This is a genomic window from Kitasatospora cineracea (assembly GCF_003751605.1).
Taxonomy (GTDB): Bacteria; Actinomycetota; Actinomycetes; order Streptomycetales; family Streptomycetaceae; genus Kitasatospora; species Kitasatospora cineracea.
This window is the reverse complement of record NZ_RJVJ01000001.1, coordinates 4,548,261-4,571,679: the sequence shown is the minus strand read 5'-3', so window position 1 is coordinate 4,571,679 and position 23,419 is coordinate 4,548,261. Positions and strand designations below refer to the sequence as shown.

19 protein-coding genes are annotated in these 23,419 nt (G+C 76.4%); 7 read left to right on the top strand and 12 right to left on the bottom strand.

The window, feature by feature from the left end:
- Positions 1-109: 109 nt before the first annotated feature.
- Positions 110-1,861, top strand: coding sequence for a cation:proton antiporter (locus EDD39_RS20710; protein WP_123558127.1), 1,752 nt, complete (start codon positions 110-112; stop codon positions 1,859-1,861).
- Positions 1,862-1,885: 24 nt separating this feature from the next.
- Here EDD39_RS20710 and EDD39_RS20705 read toward each other — a convergent pair whose 3' ends face one another.
- Entirely contained in the window at positions 1,886-2,575 is a 690-nt protein-coding gene (locus tag EDD39_RS20705; protein ID WP_123558125.1) for a TetR/AcrR family transcriptional regulator, read from the bottom strand.
- Positions 2,576-2,718: 143 nt separating this feature from the next.
- On the opposite strand from EDD39_RS20705, the gene EDD39_RS20700 reads away from it, so the two are divergent.
- Positions 2,719-2,994, top strand: a complete 276-nt coding sequence (locus EDD39_RS20700; RefSeq protein ID WP_123558124.1) for a hypothetical protein — start codon at positions 2,719-2,721, stop codon at positions 2,992-2,994.
- Between the two features lie 48 nt (positions 2,995-3,042).
- Here EDD39_RS20700 and EDD39_RS20695 read toward each other — a convergent pair whose 3' ends face one another.
- Complete coding sequence (locus EDD39_RS20695) at positions 3,043-4,188, bottom strand: FAD-dependent oxidoreductase (protein ID WP_123558122.1); 1,146 nt, start codon at positions 4,186-4,188, stop codon at positions 3,043-3,045.
- A 137-nt stretch (positions 4,189-4,325) separates the two neighbouring features.
- Between EDD39_RS20695 and EDD39_RS20690 the strand changes: the two genes are divergently transcribed.
- The gene (locus tag EDD39_RS20690) at positions 4,326-4,862 is read left to right on the top strand and encodes a GNAT family N-acetyltransferase (RefSeq protein WP_123558120.1); all 537 of its coding nucleotides are present in this window, start codon (positions 4,326-4,328) and stop codon (positions 4,860-4,862) included.
- Between the two features lie 26 nt (positions 4,863-4,888).
- Here the strand turns inward: EDD39_RS20690 and EDD39_RS20685 are convergent, their stop codons facing one another.
- From EDD39_RS20685 to EDD39_RS20665, 5 genes are all read right to left on the bottom strand, one after another.
- On the bottom strand, positions 4,889-6,115 hold the full coding sequence (locus EDD39_RS20685; protein ID WP_148089483.1) for a hypothetical protein: 1,227 nt from the start codon (positions 6,113-6,115) through the stop codon (positions 4,889-4,891).
- 248 nt (positions 6,116-6,363) lie between these two features.
- Positions 6,364-6,834: an NUDIX hydrolase gene (locus tag EDD39_RS20680; protein ID WP_123558116.1), complete on the bottom strand. Its 471-nt coding sequence runs from the start codon at positions 6,832-6,834 to the stop codon at positions 6,364-6,366.
- A 172-nt stretch (positions 6,835-7,006) separates the two neighbouring features.
- The gene (locus tag EDD39_RS20675) at positions 7,007-9,226 is read right to left on the bottom strand and encodes an NADP-dependent isocitrate dehydrogenase (RefSeq protein ID WP_123558114.1); all 2,220 of its coding nucleotides are present in this window, start codon (positions 9,224-9,226) and stop codon (positions 7,007-7,009) included.
- An 88-nt stretch (positions 9,227-9,314) separates the two neighbouring features.
- On the bottom strand, positions 9,315-10,784 hold the full coding sequence (locus tag EDD39_RS20670) for an SDR family oxidoreductase (protein ID WP_123558112.1): 1,470 nt from the start codon (positions 10,782-10,784) through the stop codon (positions 9,315-9,317).
- A 388-nt stretch (positions 10,785-11,172) separates the two neighbouring features.
- Positions 11,173-11,823 (bottom strand): pyridoxamine 5'-phosphate oxidase family protein, encoded by a 651-nt coding sequence (locus EDD39_RS20665; protein ID WP_123558110.1) that lies wholly within the window; start codon positions 11,821-11,823, stop codon positions 11,173-11,175.
- A 520-nt stretch (positions 11,824-12,343) separates the two neighbouring features.
- On the opposite strand from EDD39_RS20665, the gene EDD39_RS20660 reads away from it, so the two are divergent.
- Positions 12,344-13,207, top strand: a complete 864-nt coding sequence (locus EDD39_RS20660; RefSeq protein WP_162870073.1) for a universal stress protein — start codon at positions 12,344-12,346, stop codon at positions 13,205-13,207.
- Between the two features lie 24 nt (positions 13,208-13,231).
- Here EDD39_RS20660 and EDD39_RS20655 read toward each other — a convergent pair whose 3' ends face one another.
- Positions 13,232-14,944 carry a PP2C family protein-serine/threonine phosphatase gene (locus EDD39_RS20655; protein ID WP_123558106.1) on the bottom strand — a complete coding sequence of 571 codons (1,713 nt, stop codon included), beginning with the start codon at positions 14,942-14,944 and terminating at the stop codon, positions 13,232-13,234.
- A gap of 213 nt (positions 14,945-15,157) precedes the next feature.
- On the bottom strand, positions 15,158-17,116 hold the full coding sequence (locus EDD39_RS20650; protein ID WP_123558104.1) for an AfsR/SARP family transcriptional regulator: 1,959 nt from the start codon (positions 17,114-17,116) through the stop codon (positions 15,158-15,160).
- 122 nt (positions 17,117-17,238) lie between these two features.
- Here EDD39_RS20650 and EDD39_RS20645 point away from each other — a divergent pair, with 122 nt between their 5' ends.
- On the top strand, positions 17,239-18,144 hold the full coding sequence (locus tag EDD39_RS20645) for an alpha/beta fold hydrolase (protein ID WP_123558102.1): 906 nt from the start codon (positions 17,239-17,241) through the stop codon (positions 18,142-18,144).
- 27 nt (positions 18,145-18,171) lie between these two features.
- Here EDD39_RS20645 and EDD39_RS20640 read toward each other — a convergent pair whose 3' ends face one another.
- From EDD39_RS20640 to EDD39_RS41115, 3 genes are all read right to left on the bottom strand, one after another.
- Entirely contained in the window at positions 18,172-18,834 is a 663-nt protein-coding gene (locus EDD39_RS20640; RefSeq protein ID WP_123558100.1) for a Type 1 glutamine amidotransferase-like domain-containing protein, read from the bottom strand.
- Positions 18,835-18,880: 46 nt separating this feature from the next.
- Positions 18,881-19,111 carry a hypothetical protein gene (locus EDD39_RS20635; RefSeq protein ID WP_051816860.1) on the bottom strand — a complete coding sequence of 77 codons (231 nt, stop codon included), beginning with the start codon at positions 19,109-19,111 and terminating at the stop codon, positions 18,881-18,883.
- A 202-nt stretch (positions 19,112-19,313) separates the two neighbouring features.
- Positions 19,314-19,802: a DUF4333 domain-containing protein gene (locus EDD39_RS41115; RefSeq protein ID WP_244256854.1), complete on the bottom strand. Its 489-nt coding sequence runs from the start codon at positions 19,800-19,802 to the stop codon at positions 19,314-19,316.
- Positions 19,803-20,263: 461 nt separating this feature from the next.
- On the opposite strand from EDD39_RS41115, the gene EDD39_RS20625 reads away from it, so the two are divergent.
- Both EDD39_RS20625 and EDD39_RS42130 read left to right on the top strand, forming a co-directional pair.
- Entirely contained in the window at positions 20,264-21,346 is a 1,083-nt protein-coding gene (locus EDD39_RS20625) for a LacI family DNA-binding transcriptional regulator (protein ID WP_244256851.1), read from the top strand.
- 144 nt (positions 21,347-21,490) lie between these two features.
- Positions 21,491-23,347 carry a hypothetical protein gene (locus EDD39_RS42130; protein WP_123558098.1) on the top strand — a complete coding sequence of 619 codons (1,857 nt, stop codon included), beginning with the start codon at positions 21,491-21,493 and terminating at the stop codon, positions 23,345-23,347.
- Positions 23,348-23,419: the final 72 nt, after the last annotated feature.

Genomic DNA, 23,419 nt, shown 5'->3' with positions numbered 1-23,419 from the left:
CCGGTCTCGGCCGCCCCGTGACCGCCTCGCGCCGGGCTGCTGGGCCGGACGGGGGACCCGCCGGGCGCGTGGCGCGCCGGGGCGGCGGTGCGCGGCATGGGATGGCCGGATGACCTCTGAGCAGATCCTGATCGGGGCCGGGCTGACCGTGGTGCTCGCCGTGGCGTCCCAGCTGCTGGCCGCCCGGCTGCGCATCCCGGCGATCATCGTGCTGCTGCCGGTCGGCTTCGCGGCCGGCGCGGTCACCGACGACGTCCACCCGGACCGGCTGCTCGGCCCGGCCTTCTCCCCGCTGGTCTCGCTGGCCGTCGCGGTCGTCCTGTACGACGCCGGGCTCGGCCTGGACCTGCGCCGGCTGACCGGCCACACCCGGCACGCGGTGGTGCGCCTGGTGTGGGTCGGCACCCTGCTGACCGCCCCGGCCGCCGCGTTCGCCGCCGCCCCGCTGCTCGGGCTGTCCGGCGCGGCGGCGGCGATGCTCGGCGCGGTCCTGGTGGTGTCGGGGCCGACGGTGGTGGGGCCGCTGCTGAACTTCGTCCGCCCCACCGAGCGGGTGCAGCGGATCCTGGTCTGGGAGGGCTCGCTGATCGACGCGGTCGGCGGCATCCTGGGCGCGCTGGTCTTCCACGCGCTGGTCGGCCAGCAGCACCGGCAGTTCGGCCGGGGCCTGCTGGAGTTCGCCGCCAGCGTGGGCCTGGGCCTGCTCGGCGGGCTGCTCGGCGCGGCGCTGCTGTGGTGGCTGCTGGTGCGCGGGCGGCTGAACGACGTCCTGGGCACCAGCGCCCAGCTCGCGGCCGTGGTGGGCGTCGCCGCGCTCTGCGACGCGCTGCGCGAGGACACCGGGCTGATCGCCGCGATCGTGATGGGCGTGGTGGTGGCCACCCTGCCCGCGTTCGACCTGCCGGCCCGGCGGACGTTCTTCGAGACGCTGGTGTCGCTGGTGGTCGGGGTGCTGTTCGTGTCGATCTCCTCCACGGTGGCCTGGTCCTCGGTGCGCCCGCTGCTGCTGCCCGCGCTGGGCCTGGTCGCGGTGCTGGTGGTCGTGGTGCGGCCGGTGGTGGCGGCGCTGTCCACCGCCGGGACGGACCTCCCCGAGGGCGAGCGGGCCTTCCTCGGCTGGATGGCGCCGCGCGGGATCGTCGCCGCGTCCACCGCCGCGACCTTCTCCGCGGGCCTGGCCGCGGCGGGCGTCGGCGGCGCCGACAAGATCCTGCCCGCCACCTTCCTGGTGATCGTGTTCACCGTGACGCTGTACGGCCTGAGCGCCGTCCCGGTGGCCCGGCTGCTGGGGGTGGCCCGCCCGGCCCGCTCCCGTCCGCTGCTGGTGGGCGGCGAGCCGTGGACGCTCGAACTGGCCGCCGTGCTCCGCTCGGCCGGGCTGGACGTGCTGCTGTGGGCCGGGCGGGACGAGCAGCGGGAGCGGATCGCGGCCGCCGGGCTGGAACTCGCCGAGGGCGAACTGCTGGCCGCCGCGGGCGGCGAGGGCGCCGAGCAGGAGGGCGTCACCGCGGTGTACCTGCTGACCGCCGAGGACGAGTTCAACGCGCTGGCGGCGGCCGTGCTGCGCGACGGGTCGGAGCTGCCGGTGTTCCGGCTGCCCGCCGCCGCGCCCGGGCCCGGCGTGGTCGGCGACGGGCCCGCCGCGACGCTCCTGCCGGCCGCCCTGACCGGCCCCGAACTGGCCCGCCGGCACGCCGCCGGGGCCCGGATCCTGCGCCGCCCCGCCGACGGCGAACTGCCGCCCGGCCACGACCTGCTGTTCACCCTCGACCGGTCCGGCCGGCTGGCCCCGGCCACCCCGCACGGCCGGCCGGTCCACCCCGGGCAGGTCACCGAGCGGATCGTCCTCGGCCCGGCCTGACCGCCGACCGGAGCCGACCGGCCGTCAGCGGGCGGTGGCGGCCACCCCGTTGACCAGCATCCGGAACGTCCAGGCCAGGCGTTCGGCGGGACGGCCGGAGACCAGTTCCCCGGCGGTCGCGGCCACCTTCGGGTAGCGGGCCGGGTCGGCCTCCCGCAGGGCGCGCACCATCGCGCCGTGCTCGGCCTCGGCCTCCGCGCCGGTGCGGGCGGAGTGCTCGGCGGCGGTGGCGGTGGCCACCTGGAGCAGCGTGTCCACGCCCCAGGCGGCCTGCCCGGCCGGGACGCCGCCCTCGTCGAGCAGGCCGAGCAGGGCCTCCACCAGCGCCAGGTAGTGCGGCCCGGCGGGGCGGGCGAGCAGCGCGGAGTGGGCCAGCGCCGGGTGCTCGAACAGCACGGCGGTGTAGGACTCCAGCACCGCGGCGATCCGCTCCCGCCAGTCCCGGCCGGGGTCGGCGGCGGCGGTCAGGTCGACCGTGCCGAGGTGGTGCTCCAGGATCGCGGCGTGCAGTTCGGCGGTGTTGGCCACGTACACGTACAGCGAGGCCGGGCCGGTGTCGAGCTCCTGGGCGAGGCGCCGCATGGTCACCCGCGGCAGCCCCTCGGCCTCCATCAGCCGGACGGCCGCCGCCACGATGCCGGCCTGGGTGAGCGCGGGCTTGGCGGGCCGCTCGCGGCGGCTGCGCGGGGCGGGGGCGGCGGTACGGTCGTCCATGGCCCCAACCTAGCGCCCCGGCCCCGCGTCCCGGGCCGCCCGCACGCCCCTTTCGCGCCTCCCTGCGCGCCGCTGGGTCACCTTCTCGGGGCCGAAACCGCCGAGCGCTCCCGCGCGGGGCCGCGAGCCGGGATGATCGGCCCGTGGACCACAACGACACGCACGCCGGGCGGGCCCAGTGGATCGGCGACGCCCTGCACAAGCTGACCGGCCACCGGCCGCTGGTCGAACGGGTGCCCGGCGGCGGCTACCGGGTCACCCTGCACATCGTCGAGCACCCGGACGCGGCCACCACGGTGGCGGTGCTGCGGGTGCTCGGCCGGGGCGACCGGTTCGGGTACCGGGACCGGCGCTCGCGGGAACGGCTGTGGGTCGAGGTCGACCCGCCGAGCCCGTCCCGCCCGCCGAACCCGTCCTGACCGGCCCGCCCGCCCTGACCGGCCCGCCCGCCCCGAGATGCGGCGGGCTCAGCGGGCGCCGGTGAACACCTCGAGCAGCCCGGCGACCGGGTCGGGCCCGAACATCAGCTCCAGGCTGGCGGCGGACTCCGCGGCGGAGGCCCCGGCCCGGGTGAACATGTCCTGCTCGTAGGCGTGCAGGGCGGCCTCCGGGTCGTCGGGGCGGGCGGCCAGCGCGAGGGCGAGCTCGGCGCCGTCCTGCATGGCCAGGTTGGCGCCCTCCCCGGCGAACGGGGACATCAGGTGGGCGGCGTCGCCGAGCAGCGTCACGCCGGGGACGCGCTCCCAGCGGTGGCCGACCGGCAGCGCGTGGATCCGGCGCAGCGTCAACTCGCCGTCGGCGTCGGCCAGCAGGGCACGCAGCGGGTCGGCCCAGTCGGCGAAGGCGGCCAGCGCGGCGTCCCGGAGCGCGGCCGGGTGGGCCGACCCGTCCGGCCCCGCGGCGGGCGGCCAGTCCTCGCCGGTGCGCAGGGCCGCGTAGACGTGGATGCTGCCGTCGGACTCCAGGTGGCCGAGGAAGCCGCGCCCGTCGCCGAGCGCCATGAACATCCCGCCGCCGACCAGTGCGGCGGCGCCGGGGTGACGGCGGGCGGCGTCGTGCAGGTCGGCCTCGACGAAGGAGACGCCGGTGTAGGCGGGCCGGGCCGCGGAGAGCAGCGGGCGGACCCTGGACCAGGCGCCGTCCGCGCCGACCAGCAGGTCGGTGGTGACCGCGCTGCCGTCGGCGAACTCGACCCGGTGGCGGCCGCCGCCGAGCGGCTCGACCGCGACGGCCTTGCGGCCCCAGTGCACGGTGCCCGCGGGCAGCGAGCCGAGCAGCAGGTCGCGCAGGTCGCCGCGGTCGACCTCGGGACGACCGCCGGTGCCGTCGTCCGGCTCGGCCAGGTGCACGGTGGCGTCGGGGCCGAGCAGCCGCAGCGCCTGGCCGCCGGGGTGGACGATCGCCCGGAAGCCCTCGGTCAGGCCGGCGGCCGCGAGGGCGGGCTGGCCGGAGTCGTGGTGGATGTCGAGCATGCCGCCCTGGGTGCGGGCCTCGGGGCCCGGTTCCAGGTCGAAGACGGCGGCGGGGATGCCGTGGACGTGCAGGACGCGGGCCAGCAGCAAGCCGCCGAGACCGCCGCCGAGGACGGCCAGGGGGTGGTGGGTGGTGGTCATGGCGGGCTCCTTCGTCGGGTCGGTGGCTTCCCCTCCACCGTAACGAACATGTTCGTAACGAACAAGTTCGCCACACGTGCGGCTGGGCCCCCGAAGCCCTTGACGGCCCGTCGGCCGTGCACGATACGTTGACGGGCATGATCGAAACCGCCCCGCTGCCCTGGCCGCCCGCCCCGATCCGGACCGCCCGGCTGCTGCTGCGCGAGCCGCTGGCCGGGGACCGGGCGGCGATTGTCGAACTGTTCACCTCCCCCGAGGTCGGCACGTACATCGGCGGCCCCCGCCCCCGCGAGGAGTTCGAGCGCACCCTGCCCGAGGTCCCGCCGGGCCGCCCCGGCCTGCTGGTGGTCGACCTGGACGGCGCGATGATCGGCCTCGTCACCCTCGACCCGCACGGCTCCGACCGCCTGGCCCACCTGCACCCCGAAGGCGGCGCCCGCGAACTCGGCTACCTGTTCCTCCCCCACGCCTGGGGCCGCGGCTACGCGACCGAAGCCTGCACCGCCGCCCTCGACTGGCTGGCCGGCGCCCTGCCCGACACACCCGTCGCCCTCACCACCCAGACCGCCAACACCGCCTCCCGCCGCGTCGCCGAACGGCTCGGCTTCACCGAACTCGAACGCTTCGAGGAGTACGGCGCCGAACAGTGGTTCGGCGTCCGCCACCCGAACTGACCCTCACCCCAACAGGATCGGATTCGTCAGCCGCCTTCCGCTCCTCTTCCCGCAACAGCGGTGGCCCGGTCATCGGGAGAAGGGGAGCCAGCTGCGGAGGCACCCGCCTCCTCACTCCGGTCCGCGAGCGTCTGTTCGGCCCCGTCCGCCCCCGACCGCTGAGCGGGCAGCGGGTTCCGGGCTCCTTCGGCACCGGATGACGGTTGAGGTTGCCCCGACGGGGCCTCACCGTTGCGAACGGAGATCAGCGTTGCGATGAGCCGCAGCGCTTCGGCCAGTCCATAGCGGTAAGCCATGACGAGAAATGCGACCAGGGGTATGGAGAAGGTAGCCAAGGGAGCTCCCACGTACACCGGCAAATCGAGGCCGCTGGTCACCCATCCCACCCCGATCGCGATGACCAGGCCGATTACCGCCGACAGGGCAAGTCGCCGCCCGTCTGCACGATCAGGCGATTCCGGTGTGGCCGACTCGGGCTCGGGGAGCCACACCCCGGCACCGAGGAGACTGGTGAACCTGCCGTCCGCGGTCTGCCCGGCGATGGCGGACGCGTGGTCGGCCAGAAGCTTTGCCGCACCCTCACGATCCGAGAGCAGCCGATCGGCAACGCTTTCGAGGACAGCCGCAACCCTGCGAACGTGCCCCCTCGTCGCGGCCCGTGTCGAGCTCCGCGCCCCGTAGTCGTTGGCCGCGTGGCCGGAGCCGTCCACGACGGCCGTCCCCAGCGCCGCTGTTGAGACACTGAGTTCCGCCGCCGCCAGGTGTCCCCCGGCCGCATGGACCCGTCCGCACACTTCGAGCACCCTCAAGGCCGGTACCAGCGCCTGGTAGCAGGGCCGTATGCGCACTCCCCCAGCAGCGTTCATCAGGGTGCGAAGCGCCCAAACGGCCAGGGAGAAGATCAGGATCACCGTTCCCAGCGCGACCTTCTGCTGGTGCGTCGGACACGCGGCCAGCGCTTCTCCCCTCGCCGGCAGCAGGCCACCGGGCGTGCACCCCCCTTTCATGGTGGTGACCGCCATACCAGCGACCATGCCGTCGATGATTCCGATCGGCACCAGTGCCAGCAGGCCCAGACCCGAGTGGTACTGGAGGGCTTTCCGAAGAGGGGCGACATCGAGGGACACGGACAGCAGCGACGATGCGGAGGCAGCCTCGCCCAGAAGTTTCTCGACATGACGGTGGTGCAGACGCCGCAGCGGGCGCCAGAGAGGAGGAACCGCCACGGGCTGTGCATTCGGACCGGTCGGCATGCCGATCAGGATGCCGGATCACGGTCCCCAGAGTGGGCGCTTCGGATTCCTCTCCCACTGCCGACCGCCCGAACAGGGCATCGGACGCGTGTCCGCCTGCTCACGCTTCATTGTCGCTCCACCACAGCGGGACCGGGTCGGCCTGCGGGATGCCAGGCCGCGCCCGGGCAGCCGGGTCGGCGGAAAGTCCATCGCCACCTCCTGCCCGGCCCAACTCCCCGGCGGTGCGGGGAGGTTCCGGCGGTCGGTCAGCCCAGGGCGAACCAGGGCGAGGGGGTGTCGGCGAGGGCCTTCTCCAGCAGCAGGGTGTCGTTGGGGGTCAGCGGGGGGAGGGCGTCCAGCGGGAACCAGGCGACCGCGAGCGACTCGTCGTCGTTGACCCGGGGTTCGCCGGACAGCGGCCGGCAGCGGAAGGTGATGTCCAGGTACTGCACCTGGTCGCCGTTGGCGCAGGCGAAGGCCGGCAGGGTGTGGACGCTGGTGATCCGCTCCGGGCGGACGGTGACGCCGGTCTCCTCCTCCACCTCGCGCACCACGGTGTCGGCGGGCTGCTCGCCCGGCTCGACGATCCCGTGCAGCAGGGCCCAACACCCGTTGTCGCTGCGGCGGTTGAGCAGGATCCGATCGCCTTCGACCACCACGGCCGTGATGCCGGACAGCCACAGCGGGCCGTGGCCGACGTGTTCGCGCAGGTCGAGGATGAATTGCGGAGTGGGCATACCCGGCACTGTAGTGCGCGCCCGCCCGTTCCCGGCGGAGGCGGCCCGGGCCGCAGCGGCCGGACGCCCGCCGGGCCCAGCCGCCCGGTCCGCCGCCGGAGAACGCGGACGCCGCCGCGGTCCGTCCCCTTCCGGGGGCGGGCCGCGGCGGCGCCGGGGCGGTGACGGGGCGTCAGGCCAGGGTGGCGAGCGCGTCGTTGAGGGTCTTCGACGGGCGCATCACGGCGGCGGCCTTGGCCGGGTCCGGCTGGTAGTAGCCGCCGAGGTCGACGGCCGAGCCCTGGACGGCGATCAGCTCGTCGACGATGGCCTGCTCCTGCTCGGTCAGGGTCTGCGCGAGCGGGGCGAACGCGGCGGCGAGCGCGGCGTCCTCGGTCTGGGCGGCCAGCTCCTGGGCCCAGTACAGGGCCAGGTAGAAGTGGCTGCCGCGGTTGTCGATGCCGCCGAGGCGGCGGGAGGGCGACTTGTCCTCGTTGAGGAAGGTGCCGGTGGCGCGGTCCAGGGTGTCGGCGAGGACCTTGGCGCCGGCGTTGCCGGTGGTGGTGGCCAGGTGCTCGAAGGAGGCGGCCAGCGCGAAGAACTCGCCGAGCGAGTCCCAGCGCAGGTAGTTCTCCTTGACCAGCTGCTGGACGTGCTTGGGGGCGGAGCCGCCGGCGCCGGTCTCGAACAGGCCGCCGCCCGCCATCAGCGGGACGACCGACAGCATCTTGGCGCTGGTGCCCAGCTCCAGGATCGGGAACAGGTCGGTCAGGTAGTCGCGCAGCACGTTGCCGGTGACGGAGATGGTGTTCTCGCCGCGGCGGATGCGCTCCAGCGAGAGCTTGGTGGCCTCGACCGGGGAGAGGATCTGGATGTCCAGGCCCTCGGTGTCGTGCTCGGGCAGGTACGCCTTGACCTTCTCGATCAGGACGGCGTCGTGGGCGCGCTCGGCGTCCAGCCAGAACACGGCCGGGTCGCCGGTGGCGCGGGCGCGGGTGACGGCCAGCTTGACCCAGTCCTGGATCGGCAGGTCCTTGGTCTGGCAGGCGCGGAACACGTCGCCGGGGGCGACGGCCTGCTCCAGGACGGTCTCGCCGTTCGCGTCGACCAGGCGGACGGTGCCGGCGGCGGCGATCTCGAAGGTCTTGTCGTGGCTGCCGTACTCCTCGGCGGCCTGGGCCATCAGGCCGACGTTCGGGACCGAGCCGATGGTGGCCGGGTCGAGGGCGCCGTTGGCGCGGCAGTCGTCGATGACGGCCTGGTAGACGCCCGCGTAGGAGCTGTCGGGCAGGACGGCCAGGGTGTCGGCCTCCTGGCCGTCCGGGCCCCACATGTGGCCGGAGGTGCGGATCATGGCCGGCATCGAGGCGTCGACGATGACGTCGCTGGGGACGTGCAGGTTGGTGATGCCCTTGTCGGAGTCGACCATGGCCAGGGCCGGGCCGTCGGCGAGCTCGGCGTCGAAGGAGGCCTTGATCTCGGCGCCGTTGGGGAGCTTGTCCAGGCCGGCCAGGATGCCGCCGAGGCCGTTGTTCGGGTTGAGGCCCGCGGCGGCCAGGTCGGCGCCGAACGCGGCGAAGGTCTTCGGGAAGAAGGCGCGCACGACGTGGCCGAACAGGATCGGGTCGGAGACCTTCATCATGGTGGCCTTGAGGTGCACCGAGAACAGCACGCCCTCGGCCTTGGCCCGGGCGACCTGCGCGGCCAGGAACTCGTTGAGCGCGGCGGCGCGCATCACGGAGGCGTCGACGACCTCGCCGGCCAGCACCGGGACCTTCTCGCGCAGCACGGTGACGGTGCCGTCCTCGGCGACCAGCTCGATGCGCAGCGCGCCGTCGGCGGCGATCACGGCGGACTTCTCGGTGGAGGCGAAGTCGTTGACGCCCATGGTGGCGACGTTGGTCTTGGAGTCGGCCGACCAGGCGCCCATCCGGTGCGGGTGGGTCTTGGCGTAGTTCTTGACCGACAGCGGGGCGCGGCGGTCGGAGTTGCCCTCGCGCAGCACCGGGTTGACGGCGGAGCCCTTGACCTTGTCGTAGCGGGCGCGGATGTCGCGCTCCTCGTCGGTCTTCGGCTCGTCCGGGTACTCGGGCAGCGCGTAGCCCTGGGCCTGGAGCTCGGCGACGGCGGCCTTGAGCTGCGGGATGGAGGCCGACACGTTCGGCAGCTTGATGATGTTGGCGCCGGGGGTCTTGGCCAGCTCGCCGAGCTCGGTGAGGGCGTCCGCGATGCGCTGGTCCTCCTGGAGGTACTCCGGGAAGACGGCGATGATCCGACCGGCCAGCGAGATGTCGCGGGTCTCCACGCTCACCCCGGCGGTGGAGGCGTACGCCTGGACGACCGGCAGGAACGAGTACGTGGCGAGGGCGGGGGCCTCGTCCGTGTGGGTGTAGATGATGGTCGAGTCAGTCACCGTAGCTCCAGCTTCCACGTCTGCAACGTCTTGACGTCAAGATATCTCGTCCCGGGGGGATCTCCGCAACCAACCCCCCGGGCTGCGCTCATCCGGACTCGGCGCGGGCGGCGATGTTGCGGGCCATCCCGCCGAAGACGACCGCGTGGAACGGGGCCACCGACCACCAGTACGCCTGCCCGGCCAGGCCGTGCGGGTGGAACAGGGCGCGCTGGCGGTAGCGGGAGCCGGTGCCGTCGGGGGTGACGGTCAGCTCCAGCCAGGCCAGGCCGGGCAGCCGCATCTCGGCGCGCAGCCGCAGCAGCCGGCCGGGTTCGATCTCCTCGACCCGCCAGAAGTCCAGCGAGTCGCCGACCCGCAGCCGGCCGGGCGAGCGGCGGCCGCGGCGCAGTCCAACGCCGCCGGCCAGCCGGTCGAGCGCGCCGCGGATCGTCCAGGCGAGCGGGAAGGAGTACCAGCCGTGTTCGCCGCCGATGCCCTCGACCACCCGCCACAGCGCCTCGGGGGGCGCGGCGACGTACCGTTCCCGGACGTCCTGGTACAGGCTGCCTCCGGCCCAGTCCGGGTCGGTGGGCAACGGGTCGCTGGGGGCGCCGGGCAGCGAGGCGGAGGACCAGCGGGTGGCCACCTCGTCGTCGCGGATCCGGTGCAGCGCGAGTTCGACGGCGCGGTCGAAGCCGACCGGGCCGCCGGGCGGGTCGGGGATCCAGCGCTCCAGGTCGTGCTCGGAGCGGATGACCTCGTGGCGCAGCGACTCGACCAGCGGCCGGGCCAGGCCGTTGGGAACGGGCGTGACCAGGCCGACCCAGTGCGAGGACAGGCCGGGGGTGAGGACGGGCAGCGCGAGGATCAGCCGCCGCCGCAGGCCCGCGATGCGGGCGTAGCGCTGCATCATGGCGCGGTAGGTGAGCACCTCGGGGCCGCCGACGTCGAAGACCCGGTCGGTGGCGGGGTCGTCGGGCAGGTGGGCGGCGGCGAGCAGCAGGCGCAGCACGTCGCGGACGGCGATCGGCTGGATCCGGGTGTCCACCCAGCGCGGGGTGACCATCACGGGGAGGCGCTCGGTGAGGTGGCGCAGCATCTCGAAGGAGGCCGAGCCGGAGCCGATCACCACGGCGGCGCGCAGTTCGGTGACGGGCGTGCCGCCCTCGCGCAGGGCCCGGCCGGTGGCGACCCGGGAGCGCAGGTGCGGGGAGAGCAGTCCCTCGGGCAGGTCGGGCGGGACGAGGCCGCCGAGGTAGACGATCCGCCGGACACCGGCACGGGCGGCGGCCCGGCCGAAGGCGCGGGCGGCGTCCCGGTCGACGCGTTCGAAGTCGGGCCCGCTGCCGAGCGAGTGCACCAGGTAGTAGGCGACGTCGACGCCGTCGAAGGCCCCGTCCAGGGTGGCCGGGCGGGTGACGTCGCCGGTGGCGGTCTCCACGGCGGCCCGCCAGGGGTGGTCGCGCAGCCGGGCCGGGTCGCGGACCAGGCAGCGCACCTCCGCCCCGTCGGCCAGCAGACCCGGCACCAACCGCCCGCCGAGGTAGCCGGTGGCTCCGGTGACCAGACAGCGCATGGCATCTCCTCCCGTCCGTTCCACCATCCCCAGGGTCTTCGTCGCCGCGGCCCGGACGGATCGCCGGGGCCGGGCGGGCCCGGCGGCGGACGGGGGTCGGCGGGGTGGCGGACGGGTGGTCGACGGAGTGCCAAGCGGCCGTCGACCCGGCGCCAAGTCGGGGCGCCGGGGCCGGGCTACGGTGGGCCGTGTTCAGGGAGAACCCGTGCTCCACGGGGGTGCCGGCTCCTTCCCGATGTGGCGGGGAGTCGATCCGGTACCGGAGCGCGGACGTGTCGGGGCGGACTGCTCTCCGCCCGCGCCGGCGGGTGGCCGGTCCGGCCGGTGGCCTTCCCCAGCGCCACCGGGCGGACCGGCCCGGGTCGTCCTCCCTCCGCGCCCGGCCGGTTCAGTGGCGCGGGCCGCCCGCCCGGATGCTCCGTCCGGTGACGGTGGTGGGGGTCAGCCGCACCCAGCGGCCGTGGCCGGCGGGCTGCGGCAGTTCGGCGAGCAGCGCCGGTTCGGTGACGTACTCGAGCGGGCCGATCATCAGCACGCTCCAGCCCTCGTTCAGGTCCTGGTCGGCCCGGTCCACCTCGAACGCGGCGTCGCCGCCCGCTCCGGGGGCCAGCGGCCCGTCCGGGCGGGTCCGGTACAGCACGGTGTGGTCGTGCACCAGGTAGCCGACCGGACGCACCACGGGGCCGTCCGGCCCGGTCCGGGCGATCCGGCCGAGGCCGTGGGCGCCCAGCCGCCGCCAGCAGTCCGCGACGCCCAGTTCACCGAGCACCGGCGGCCCGGCCGGCACCGGCCCCGCGGGGCGGGCCGCCCGCTCGGCGGGGCGTCCGGCCACCAGTTCCTCGTACTCCAGGCCGAGGACGGCGGCCAGCCGCAGCAGCGCGGCCGGGTCGAAGGCCGGCCCGAGTTCCAGGACGCGGTGCAGGTAGGCCGTCGACATGCCGGCCCGCGCGGCTGCCTGCCCCTCGGTCAGCCCGAGGTCGGCGACGCGGTCGGCGAAGCGGCGGGCGAGCGCGATCGAGGGCGCGTGTTCGGTGGTCACTCCGGTCACCTCCCGTGGATTCGTCGGTCCGGACCGGTACGCACGGGGGCGGGACTGCTCCCGGCGCTCCTCCCGGCCGGTACCCCCAGGGTGCCCGACGGAGGACCCGCCCCGGCAGGGGCCTTGGACCCGTCCCGACCGGCCGAAGGCCCCGGCCGGGGGCGCCCGGCCCGCCCGGCCCGCCCGGCCCCCGGGCCCGAGGCCGCAGACCGTCGCCGCCCGCCACCTGCCGTTGTCGGCTGTTGTCAGCCGCCCTCGGCCGGGGCCGACGGCCCATCCCGGTCAGCCCGGCCTGCCCGGCCCCCCGGCCCCGAGCACCGTCGCCCGTCGTCACCCGCCGCTCACTCGCCGCTCGCCTGCCGTCGTCGGCCGTCGTCGGCCGTCGCCCGCCGGGACCAATGGCCCGTTCCGGGCGGGTCCGGCGGCCCTGGCGGGGGTGGGCGGGCGGGCGCAGAGTGGGGGGCGACCCCGCTGTCGGGCGATGGGGGCCCGCGGGGACTCGTACAGGGAAGGCACTGCCATGACTCGTCCCGTTCTCGCCGCAGTCGACGCGTCCGTCCGCAGCCGGGCCGCCGCGCACTGGGCCGCCCAGGAGGCCGGCCGGCGCGGTGCCCCGCTGCGGTTGCTGCACGCCTGGCCCTACCTGGGCCGGAAGGCCAACGACCTGGTGAAGGCCGAGGACCTGGAGAGCGGCGCGCGATCCATGCTGGGCGACGTCGCCAAGGAGCTGGCCGCCGCGTACCCGGGCCTGGAGGTGACCGGCGAGCTGGTGCCGGACGCCGCGATCGACGGGCTGACGGCCGCCGCCGAGCAGGGGCAGCTGCTGGTGATCGGCACCCGCGGGCTGGGCGGTTTCCGCGGGCTGCTGGTCGGCTCGGTCAGCCTGGGCGTGGCGGGCCGTTCGGCGGCGCCGGTGGTGCTGGTCCGCGAGGGCCGGCCGGAGCCGCAGTCGCACGAGCCGGAGGTCACCGTCGGCCTGGACGCGCTCGAACCGGACGGCGCCGTACTGGAGTTCGCCTTCCAGGAGGCGCAGCTGCGCGACGCCCGGGTGCGGGTGGTGCACGGCTGGGAGCTGCCGCCGGTGTACGGGTACGCCGGGTGGATCCCGGTGGAGACCGAGCAGCAGGAGCTGGGGGCGCTGGCGGTGGGCATGGTCGCCGAGGCGGTCGCCCCGTGGCGGCAGAAGTACCCGCGCACGCTGGTCCTGGAGGACGTCCGCACCGGTGGCGGCGCGGCCGCGCTGGTCGAGGCGTCCGAGCAGTCGGACCTGGTGGTGGTCGGCCGGCGTCGGCGCACCCTGGGCCTGGGCAGCAAGCTCGGCTCGGTGGCGCACGCGGTGATCCACCACGCGCAGGCCCCGGTCGCGGTGGTGCCGCACGACTGACCTCCGGCCGTCCGGCTCCCGGGCTCAGCTCCCGGGCTCGGGCTCCGGCTCGGGCTCGAAGCGGAAGGCCAGCAGGGTGGCGTCGTCCTCGGACAGCGGGCCGGACATGTCGCGCACCACGGCGTCCACCAGTTCCTGCAGGTCGGGGCCGTGCGCGCAGTCCTCGGTGGCGTTCCGCCGGACGGCCGCGCAGAGCGCGTCGAGGCGGGTGTCGATGTCCTGGTCGCGGCGTTCGACCAGGCCGTCGCTGTACAGCAGGACGGTGTCGCCGGGGCGGACGTACGTCTCCACCGCCCGGTAGGCGACGTCGGGCAGCACGCCCAGCGGCGGGCCGGTGTCGGCGGCCATCGGGGCGGCCCGGCCGTCCCGGAGCAGGACCGGCGGGGGGTGGCCGGCGCAGATCCAGCGCAGCAGGCGCCGGTCGGGGTAGTAGCGGGAGATGACCGCGGTGGCGGTGGCCTCGTCGCCCTCGTCGCAGGCGATCCGGTTGAGCCAGCCGCCGAGCGACTCGACCAGCGCGCCGGTGAACGCCAGCCCGGCCAGCGCGTGCCGCAGCGTCGACATCAGGGCGACCGCGTCCAGGCCGTGCCCGCGCGCGTCGCCGACCGCCAACAGCACCTGGCCGTCCGGGAGTTGGCGGACCTTGAACCAGTCGCCGCCGACCCCGGCCTCGGCCGGGCGGTAGGCCACCGCGGTGCGGACGCCGATTCCGACCAGGGCCGCGGAGCGCGGCTGCAGGGCCTCCTGGAGGCGCTGCACCACGTAGTGCTCGGTGTCGGCGCGCCGGGCCTGGCGCTCGGTCTCCTCCTCCTGCTCGCGCAGCCGCCGCCGGCTCTCCCACAGCTCCGTGACGTCCTGCAGCACCACCCGCAGGCCCTCGACCGGCCCGCCGTCCTCGCGCACCGCCTCGGCCACCAGCCGGACCCGGCGCGGCCGGCCGACCCCGTACAGCTCGGTCAGCACGTCGATGTCCTCGCCGGTGGCCAGCAGCCGGCCGAGGTCGCGGTACAGGGCGGGGCGGGCGGTCTCGGTGACCCGGCGCAGCGCCCGGCCCGGGGTGAGGGCGGCGGTGTCGGGCGGCAGGCCGAGCAGCACCGCCAGGCCGGGCGAGACGTCCAGCCGGCTCTCCTCCAGGTCCCACTCGGCCCAGCCGACCCGGGCGATGCGCTGCGCGGCGCGGGTGATCTCCTCGGTCCGGTCGTCGGGCCACACCAGCAGCAGCCGCCGGCCCAGCCGGTGCGCGGTGACGTGCTCGCGGCGGGTGCGGGTGCCGCCGTCGGGCGTCCGCAGGCTCCGTCGCACCGGCACCGAGCGGGCCGCGTACCCCGTCCGCAGCACCTCGCCGACGGTGTCCGCGAACGCCGCGCTCCACAGCCCCGGGTACGCCTCGCGCAGCGAGAGGCCGCCGCCCCCGTCGGCCTGCCGGTGCGGCTGCCCGGGGTGGTGCGGGTGCCGGAGCGCGGCCTCGTTGACGACCACCGCGGCCAGGTCCCGGACGGTGCCCGCCGCGTCGAGCACCGGCTCGGCCAGCACCGCGGCCTGCGGGACGGCGTCCAGCAGGTGGCGCAGGTCGAGGTCCGGCGGGCGGGCCAGATCCGGGTCGAGCGCCGCGTCCGGGACGACCGGCGGCGGGCCGGGCGGTTCGGCGGGCGCGGACCGGCGCTGCTCCTCGCGCAGCCGCTCGACGGTGCGGCGCAGGGCCTCGCCCCAGTCGGGCTGCTCCGGTCGCCCGTACACGGCCGCCCCTCTCGCTCCGCCCGGCACTCCCCGCCCGGCGTCCTCCGCCCGGCGTCCTCCGCCCGGCGTCCTCCGCCGGGCGTTCTCCGCCACTTTTCCGGCGGCCCGGCCCGGCGGCGACCCCGGCGGCCCGGACGGGTGAGCCGCCGGGCCCGGTCCTGCTGACGTGCCGTCACCCGGTCGCGGGCCCGCCCGGGGCGTCCGGTGCCGGGGTCAACTCCCGGCGCAGGAACGGGCTTCGGCCAGGTAGCGGGCGACCGGGCCGAGGGTCAGCAGGCCGCTGGCGGCACCGGCGTGTTCGGTGCGGGCGGGGTGCAGGGCTTCGGCGGCCCGGGTGGCGGTGGCGGGGTCGGCGAGGCGGGCGGCGGCGTGGGCGGTGAGGCACCAGAGGGCTTCCTGGAGGTGGTCGGGCGGGGGGTCGGGGAGGGCGGTGAGGGCTTCGGCGGCTTCGGTGCGGCGGCCCTGGGCGAGCAGCAGGTGGGGGCGGGCCCAGGGGAGGTGGGGGCCCCAGTCGAGGCGGGGGTCGACGGGGGCGGGGCGTTCGTGCAGCAGGCGCAGGCCGAGCAGGGCGAGCGGGAGGAGGCCGCGGCGCAGGCCGGGCATGCCGGCGGTGCGCAGGGCGGTGTCGGCGTGCCGGTAGCGGGCGGCGGCCTCGGCGGCGGTGGGGCCGCCGGGGCGGGTGCTGTGTTCGGCGGCGGCCCGGGCCCGGAACCAGGTGGTGAGGACGCCGACCAGGGGTGCCTCGGTGGTGGCGGCGAGCCGTTCGGCGGCCCGGGCGTGTTCGGCGGCGGTTTCGAGGTCGCCGAGGGCGGAGGCGGACTGCAGGCGGACCAGCCGGCCGAGGACGGCGAAGTGCGGCAGGTCGTGGCGGGTGGCGAGGTCGAGGATCTCGGCGCCGGTGCGGTCCCGTTCGGGGGCGAGGCCGGGGCGGTCGAAGGACTGCAGGAACACCCCGTTGAGGGCGAACGCCAGCAGGGCCGGGTCGCCCAGCTGCCGGGCCAGGGTCTCGGCCCGGCGGGCGGCCCGGCCGGCGCGGCGCAGCCGGTCGGGGGTCTGGTCGGCGGTGCGGCTCTCGACGGCGACGGTGGCCAGCAGCCGGGCGGTGAGGGGGTCGGGGGCGTCCGGGCCGAGGGCGGCGAGGGTCCGCTCGGCGGCCTCGACCACGGCGCGGGACTGGGCGGCGTCGTCGGCGCGGCTCCACAGGGCGGGGACGTCGTAGGCGGCGATGACCCGGGCGGTCAGCAGCGGGTCGCCGGTGCGTTCGGCGGCGTGGACGGCGGCGAGGCGGTCGCGGCGGGCGTGCAGCAGGGCGTCGCCGCCCGCGAGCGAGAGGGTGCGGGCGAGGTCGACGGTGGTGCGCGGGCCGAGGCGGCCGCCGGGCAGGCTCCAGGCGGCGGGCGGCTGCCCGTGGGGGGCGGTGCCGGTGAGGATGTCGGCTTCCAGGCGCTGGAGTTCGGCGCCCGGGTCGAGGCCGAGCCGTTCGCCGAGCAGGGTGCGGGCGCGGCGCAGGGCGGCCAGGGCGTCGGCCTGCCGGCCGGAGCGGTGCAGGGCGCGGGCGAGCAGCGCCCAGGCGGCCTCGCGCCACGGGTGCTCGTCGACGTGGGCGCCCAACTCGGCGGCCAGGGAGGACAGTCGGGCCTCCTGCCCGGCGTCCGGCGGGGTGTCGAGGAGCAGTCGGGCGCGCAGTTCGATCCCGTCCAGCCGCAGTTCCTCCAGCCGGTCCCGTTCGCGCCGGGCCCAGGGCCGGTCGGGCAGGTCGGCGTAGGCGGGGCCGCGCCAGTCGGCGAGGGCGGCGGTCAGGTCGGGGGCGGCGGCGGGGTCGTGCCGGGCGCGGGCCAGGGCGTCCTCGAAGCGGTGGGCGTCGACGTCGGCGCGGGGCAGGCGCAGCGCGTAGCCGGGTCCCTCGGTGACCAGCAGGCGGGGCGGGGTGCGGGGCGGCCGGTCGGGTTCGAGGGCGCGGCGCAGGGCGCCGACGAAGGTGCGCAGGGCGCCGACGGCGCGCGGCGGCGGGTCCTCGGCCCACAGGTCGTCGACCAGGGTGGCGGTGGGGACCAGCCGGCCGTCGGCGGCGACCAGCCGGGCCAGGACCTCGCGGTGGCGGGGGCCGCCGAGTTCCACCGGGGTGCCGTCCGCGCGCCGGGCCCGGACGGAACCGAGCACGTCGATTCGCATGCCCCCATCCTCCCTCCGGGGCGGGGCCGGGCCGCCGGGCGCGGTGCGCGTGCTGATCGGTTGCTGATCGGCGGGGCCGAGGCTGGTGCGGTCGGTTCCCGATCGGAGGAGAGGTACCTGTCATGGAGTTCACGGAGTTCACGGAGTCCGCGCAGTTCGGTGTCCGGGGTTTCGAGGACGTCCGGCTGCCCGGTGCGGACGGGGTGGAGGTCGCCGCGTGGGTCGGCGGCAGCGGCAGTCCGGTGGTGCTGCTGCACGGGTTCCCGCAGACCCGGCTGATGTGGCGGCACGTCGCCGAGCGGCTGGCCGCCGAGCACACGGTGATCTGCCCCGACCTGCGCGGCTACGGCGCCAGCGGGAAGCCCGCGGCCACCGGCCCCGAGGTGTACGCGAAGCGGACGATGGCCGCCGACGTGGTGGCGCTGGCGGCCGCGCTGGGCCACCGGCGGTTCGCGCTGGTGGGGCACGACCGGGGCGCGCTGGTGGCGTTCCGCGCCGGGCTGGACCACCCGGGGGCGGTCAGCCACCTCGGCATCCTCGACGTGGTGCCGACGCTCGACATGTGGGACGTCCTGCACGGCACCTCGGCGGCGGTCGGCTACCACCTGTACCTGATGGCGCAGCCGCCCGGCCTGCCCGAGACGATGATCGCCAACAGTGCGGACGCCTTCTTCGGGTCCTTCCTCGACGCCTGGGCGAACGACCCGGCCGCGCTGCCGCCCGGGGCCCGCGCGGAGTACCTGCGGGCGAGCGCGGCGGCCGTCCCGTCGATCGTCGCGGACTACCGCGCCTCGGCCGGCATCGACGTCCTGCACGACCGGGCCGACCTGGACGCCGGCACCCGGCTGGCCATGCCGGTCACCGTCGTCCAGCAGGACTGGGGCGCCCGCCTGGGCTACGACGCCGCCGGGCTCTGGCGGGCCTGGGCCCCGGACCTCGACCACCGGCTGACCCGGGCGGGGCACTTCATGGCCGAGGAGGCCCCCGACGAGATCGCCGCGACCGTCCGGGCCCTGCTGGCCCGCTGACGGGCCCCGTCCGCGGGCGCCGCCCGTTCAGAAGCGGCGCCAGTGGCCCTCGGAGACGATCTCGACGGCGCCGTCGACGACCTGGACCGCGGTCTCGTCGTCGATGGCGTAGGCCGGGTTCGGCAGGGCGGCGGCCCAGCGTTCGGCGTCGGCCGCGGTGTTCTCCGGCAGGGCCGGGTGGTCGAGGTGCGGGAAGAGGGAGAAGTCGACCAGGCCCAGGGTCTCGTCGCCGCCGCCGGGCGGCTCCCACCCGACGAAGTCCGCGCCGATCCGGGGCGTCATCACCATGCTGCCGGCGCTCAGCCCGACCCAGGTCTTCCCGGGGAAGGAGGGGAGCAGTTCCGCGAGGCCGGACTGGCGCATCCAGTGGCACAGGTAGAGCGCGTCACCGCCGTTGGCGAGCAGGACGTCGGCCTGCTCGACCCAGGGCAGCCAGCGCTCCGTGCCGATGCTGGGCAGCGCGGTGAGCTCCAGGACGCCCATGGACTTCCAGCCGAGTTCGCACATCGGGGTGGTGGAGCGCCCGGTGACGAAGCGCCAGGCCCCGGCCGGGCTCCCCATCGGGTGGCCGTAGCCCGCGGTGGGGATGCACAGGGCGTCGGCCTCCTCGATCGGCTTGCCCAGCAGGTCGACCAGGGCCCGCCGGATGCTGGGGTTCTTCACTCCGGCAGAGGTGAGGAGCAGTTTCACGGTGCCTCCGGGGCAGGGGCGGTCGGCGGCGCGGGGGCCCGGCCGGTCAGCCGAGTTCCTGACGGGCGAACAGTTCCAGGTGGCCGCAGTTCGGGCAGCGGAAGGCGTCGAGCTGGAAGCGGGGGCGGCCCAGGCGCTTGGCCCGGCCGAAGACGCCGCGCTCCAGCGGGCCGGCGATCCAGCGGGTGTCGCCGTGGCTGTGCTCGCCGCTGTCCTCGAGGAAGCCCTGGTCGAGTCCGGGGTTCCCGCAGTGGGTGCACTTCAGGTCCTTGGTCACGGGGGCGAGTGTAGGCCGGGGGCGGAGCGGCCCGACAGGGGTTCCGGGGGGCGGGGCTCCACGCGGTCACGGACCTCCGGCGCTGCCGGGCCTCCCCCGGCTCCCGGCCGGCTGCCGCCCGGGAACGCCGCCGCCCCGCTGCGCGCCCCCGTGCCGGTCGGGTACGGGGCGCGCGGCGGGGCGTGAGCGGGGCGTGAGCGGGTCAGGAGGCGGCGGCCGGGGTGGCCTTGTCGTCGGCCTTGATGTCGAAGTTGACGTTGGTGCCCCGGACCGCGGTGACGGTGACGGTGATGCCCAGGGTGCTGCCGTCGTCGGCGACCAGCTGGCAGCGCAGGACGGTGCCGACCTTGCCGAGCAGGTCGTCGGGGCAGGTGACCTTCGGCTCGGCCTTGCTGCGGGCGGCGGCGAGCTTCTGGGCCGTGGTCTTGGCGACCTTGGCGGCGGAGACCTTGGGGAGGGCCGCGTCGCCCCCGTCGCCCTCGGCCACCGCACCGCCCGTGGGGCTCGCGCCGTCGGTGGGGGCCGCGCTGTCCGCGGCGCCCGTGGTGGCGGTCGAGGAGGGGGACGGGGCGGCGGCGGTGGTGGACTGGGTGGTGCCCACGTGCACCTCGGCGCTGCACCCCGTCAGGACGGCGGCCGCGGCGGCGGCCACGGCTATCGACGCGGCCTTGGCACTGCGTACTGCGAACACTTCGGCTCCTGCTCTCCCCTGTGGGTGCCGGCCCCGCACGGGCCGGGCACCGGCCCGGACGAAAGCCGGAGCCTAGCACCGGGCCGGTTCCGCACCCGGGCGGGCGGCGGGCGGCGCGGGCGACGGTCCGTCACTTCCCGCCGGCGCCGCGCGGGTCGGCGGCGGGGCGTCGCCGACCGGATGGTGAGACGGCCGGGCCGGTCCGCGGCGGGCCCCGGGGGCCGTTCCGGCCGGGCACGGACCGGGGCGGGGAGCCGGGCGGGGACCGGCCCGGCCTGGTGATCTTGGTCCGCGGGGTGGGACGGAGGCGGGGCGGAGCATGGCCGGAAGGCGGGGGGAGGCGGCGAGGAGGTCGTGTCGAATCCCTTGACGGTCCACCGACCAGGCCCCTACGGTGCGGTCACCGATGGCCCCGGGCGGGTGGCCACGGACTCCCCCACCCCGTGTCAGGAAGGGCGACCGTGTTGCCCGTTCACCCGCTCCCCCACCCGATCGGTGCCACCCGCCAGCCGGGCGGCACCGTCCCGTTCCCGGCCCCCGGGCCGAACGAGGCGCCGAGCGCGCCCCCCGGTCCGACGCTGGCCCAGGTCGCGGCCCGCGCGGGCGTGTCGAGCGCGACCGCGTCCCGGGTGCTGAACCGGTCCGCGCCGGTGTCCGCCGAGATCGCGGCGCGCGTCGAGTGCGCGGCCCGCGAGTTGAGCTACGTCCGCCGCCGGGCGCCCGCGGCGACGGCCCGGGACACCGGGGCGATCGCCGTGGTGGCGTTCGCGGACGTGCTGCGCTTCCACGCCGACCCGTTCCCGGTGCGGCTGCTGGCGGGCGCGCAGCGGGTCGTCCCGGACCGGGAGTTGGTGGTGCTGACGGCGGGTCCGGGGCCGGCCCGGCCGTCGCTGGTGCGCTACCTGTGCGGCGGGCACGTGGACGGCGTGCTGCTGGTCGGCCGGTGGGGCGACCCGGCGCTGCCCGGGCTGCTGCAGGCCGCGGGCGTGCCGGTGGTGTCGCTGGGGCGGCCGCCGCAGTCGCAGCGGCTGGCGCACGTGGACGCCGACAACCTGAGCGGGGCGCGGGCCGCCGTGAACCTGCTGCACCGGGCCGGGCGGCGGCGGATCGCCACCATCGCCGGGCCGCCGGACACCGCCGCGGGCGCCGACCGGCTGGCCGGCTACCGGCGGGCGCTGGCCGACCAGGGCGACCCGACCCGCTGCGCGGTGGCGTACGGCGACTTCGGGTCGCGTTCCGGCGAGCACGCGATGCTCCGGCTGCTCGACCAGTACCCGGACGTGGACGCGGTGTTCGCCGCCTCGGACGCGATGGCGGTGGGCGCGCTGCGGGCGCTGCGCCGGCTCGGGCGGCGGGTGCCGGACGACGTCGCCGTGATCGGCTTCGACGACTCCCCGGCCGCCGCGACCGCCCGGCCGGGCCTGACCACCGTCCGCCAGCCGGTCGAGGACCTGGGCGCCCGGGCGGTGGAACTGCTGCAGGACCCGGCGCCGGGCCGCTCGGTGGTGCTGCCCACCCACCTGGTGGTGCGCCAGTCCTGCTGACTCGTCGCCCGTCAAACAGTTCGCAGGACAAGGGAGTTGGAGGTTCCGTGGAGGCCGCCCGGACGGCCGGGCGGCCGGGCTAGGGTCGTTGGCCCATGCACCCGTTCGCACCGGCGCGCGGGGCAGGCCACAGGGGAGCCGCCGATGGCCCGGTACGACGTGATGGCGCTCGACGCCACGGGGGTGGTGCACGGCCACCGCGCCGACACCGTGCGGCCGGACGCGGCCCGGATGGGCGCGTTCGGCGACGAGTGCGGGGCCCCGTACGTGGAGGTGGTGCACGAGGACGGGCAGATGGTGTTCGGCCGCGACGGCGGCGGCCACTGGCACCTGCTGTGCGACGAGGTCGACCGGCGGGCCGCGGAGGAGGTGCTGCTCTGGTTCGAGCTGCTGCACCACTACCCGGGGCCGGGCCGCGACGACCCCGGCCACCCGCTGGCCGGGGAGCCCCCGGCGGGCACCCGCGGCGAGCTGGAGCGGACCGAGGCGCTGCGGCTGGTCGCCGAGCGGATCGCCGCGACCGGCGCCGACCACCCGGTGGACCGGCTGGTCGCCGAGCGCTTCCCCGGCGGCTGGTCGGTGTACGCGCCGGTGGAGGCGGACGACGGCGACCCGGCGGCGTTCCCGGGGTCCCTGCCGGTGGGCCGCTCGGTGTTCCTGGTCGGCGACCTGGGCCGGATCCGGGAGGCCACCACCTCGCTGCCGCCGCGCGTGCTGCGCGAACGCTTCCGCGCCGAGGAGGCGTTCATCCGCCGGGTGCCGGACGGGGAGTCGCTCCGGGACGAGGAGGCCGACCTGTGGGCGGCGGCCACCCGGCCTCCCGGCGCGCCCCCCGCCGCACCCACCGCCGTCGACCGGCCCGCCGAGACCACCCTGATCAAGCGGGCCGCCGGACTGCTCGACCCGATCGTGCAGCAGCTCGCCCTGCTCGGCCCGAAGGGCTGGGAGAGCCTGACCGCCGTCTTCTCCTGCACCGTCGGCGCCGAGATCACCCGGCTGAGCTTCCGGCGCGGCGACCGGGAGACCTCGGTCCGCGTCCCGGAGAAGCTGGCGGTCCTGGTGCGGCGCCAGCGCCACCTGGCCGCCCGGACGGCCGACGGGCCCTGGTACCGGCTGCTGGTGGAGACCGACGCGGAGCTGACCTTCGGCTGCGTGCTGGTCGACTACGACTACGGGGAGGAGCCGCTGCCCGCCGAACACCTGCTGTCCGCCGTCCACTACCGCGAGGACCTGTTCGCCTACCCGCGCCCCGCCGTCCCCGACTGGCTGACCCGCCACCTGGCCGCCGACCGCCCGGGTCCGACCCCCGCGCCCGCGCCTGCACCCGCGCCTGCGCCGAAGCCCGCGTCCGCACCCGCACCCGCACCTGCGCCGAAGCCCGCGCCCGTGCCCGCGCCGCAGCCGCCGGTGCCCCGCGTCCTCCTGGACTCCCCGCGCCGCCGCCTGTACGCCGACACCTCCCGGATCACCTACGGCAAGGAGACGCTGGCGCTCGACGACATCGAGTGGGTCTGCTACTCGGTGACCCGGACCGTCACCCACCGTTTCCTCTGGCCGAGTTCGCACGAGACGACGTACGGGTTCGGGGCCGGGCCGAGCGGCCGGCTGAGCAGTCTGCCCTTCTCGGTGTACGGGAAGAACGCCCGGCCGCCGCAGGAGTGGACGGCGCTGGTCGAGCTGGTCCAGCAGTACGTCGAACCACGGCTGCTGGAGGAGTACTTCGAGCTGGTCGCCACCGGGGGGACCACCCTGATCGGTGAACTGCGGCTGGACGGCGACGGGTTGGCCGCCCGGGTCAGCAACGGCTGGAAGGGGCGCAACGAGTACCTGGCCTGGCGCGAGCTGGCCCCGGTGCGGGTGGAGAACGGCTCGGTGGCGCTGTACCGGACCGGCACGCGGGAAGCGGTGTTCCGGTTGCCGCTGCACCGCGCCAACGTGGTGCTGCTGCCCGCGCTGCTCCCGGCGCTGGCCCGGCTGTTCACCGGCCGCCCGCTCGGCTGACCGGTCGGGCGCCCCGCCGTCCGGGCCGGTTCGCACCGGGCGGCGGGCACTGGTACAAGCCTGTCGAACGAC

Bases quoted from the DNA above. Each gene is read 5' to 3' on its own strand.
- EDD39_RS20680 (WP_123558116.1), bottom strand. From the start codon at position 6,834: ATGCCCACTCCGCAATTCATCCTCGACCTGCGCGAACACGTCGGCCAC.
- EDD39_RS20705 (WP_123558125.1), bottom strand. From the start codon at position 2,575: ATGGACGACCGTACCGCCGCCCCCGCCCCGCGCAGCCGCCGCGAGCGG.
- EDD39_RS20660 (WP_162870073.1), top strand. From the start codon at position 12,344: ATGACTCGTCCCGTTCTCGCCGCAGTCGACGCGTCCGTCCGCAGCCGG.
- EDD39_RS20670 (WP_123558112.1), bottom strand. From the start codon at position 10,784: ATGCGCTGTCTGGTCACCGGAGCCACCGGCTACCTCGGCGGGCGGTTG.
- EDD39_RS20710 (WP_123558127.1), top strand. From the start codon at position 110: ATGACCTCTGAGCAGATCCTGATCGGGGCCGGGCTGACCGTGGTGCTC.
- EDD39_RS20695 (WP_123558122.1), bottom strand. From the start codon at position 4,188: ATGACCACCACCCACCACCCCCTGGCCGTCCTCGGCGGCGGTCTCGGC.
- EDD39_RS20685 (WP_148089483.1), bottom strand. From the start codon at position 6,115: ATGCCGACCGGTCCGAATGCACAGCCCGTGGCGGTTCCTCCTCTCTGG.
- EDD39_RS20690 (WP_123558120.1), top strand. From the start codon at position 4,326: ATGATCGAAACCGCCCCGCTGCCCTGGCCGCCCGCCCCGATCCGGACC.
- EDD39_RS42130 (WP_123558098.1), top strand. From the start codon at position 21,491: ATGGCCCGGTACGACGTGATGGCGCTCGACGCCACGGGGGTGGTGCAC.
- EDD39_RS20645 (WP_123558102.1), top strand. From the start codon at position 17,239: ATGGAGTTCACGGAGTTCACGGAGTCCGCGCAGTTCGGTGTCCGGGGT.
- EDD39_RS20650 (WP_123558104.1), bottom strand. From the start codon at position 17,116: ATGCGAATCGACGTGCTCGGTTCCGTCCGGGCCCGGCGCGCGGACGGC.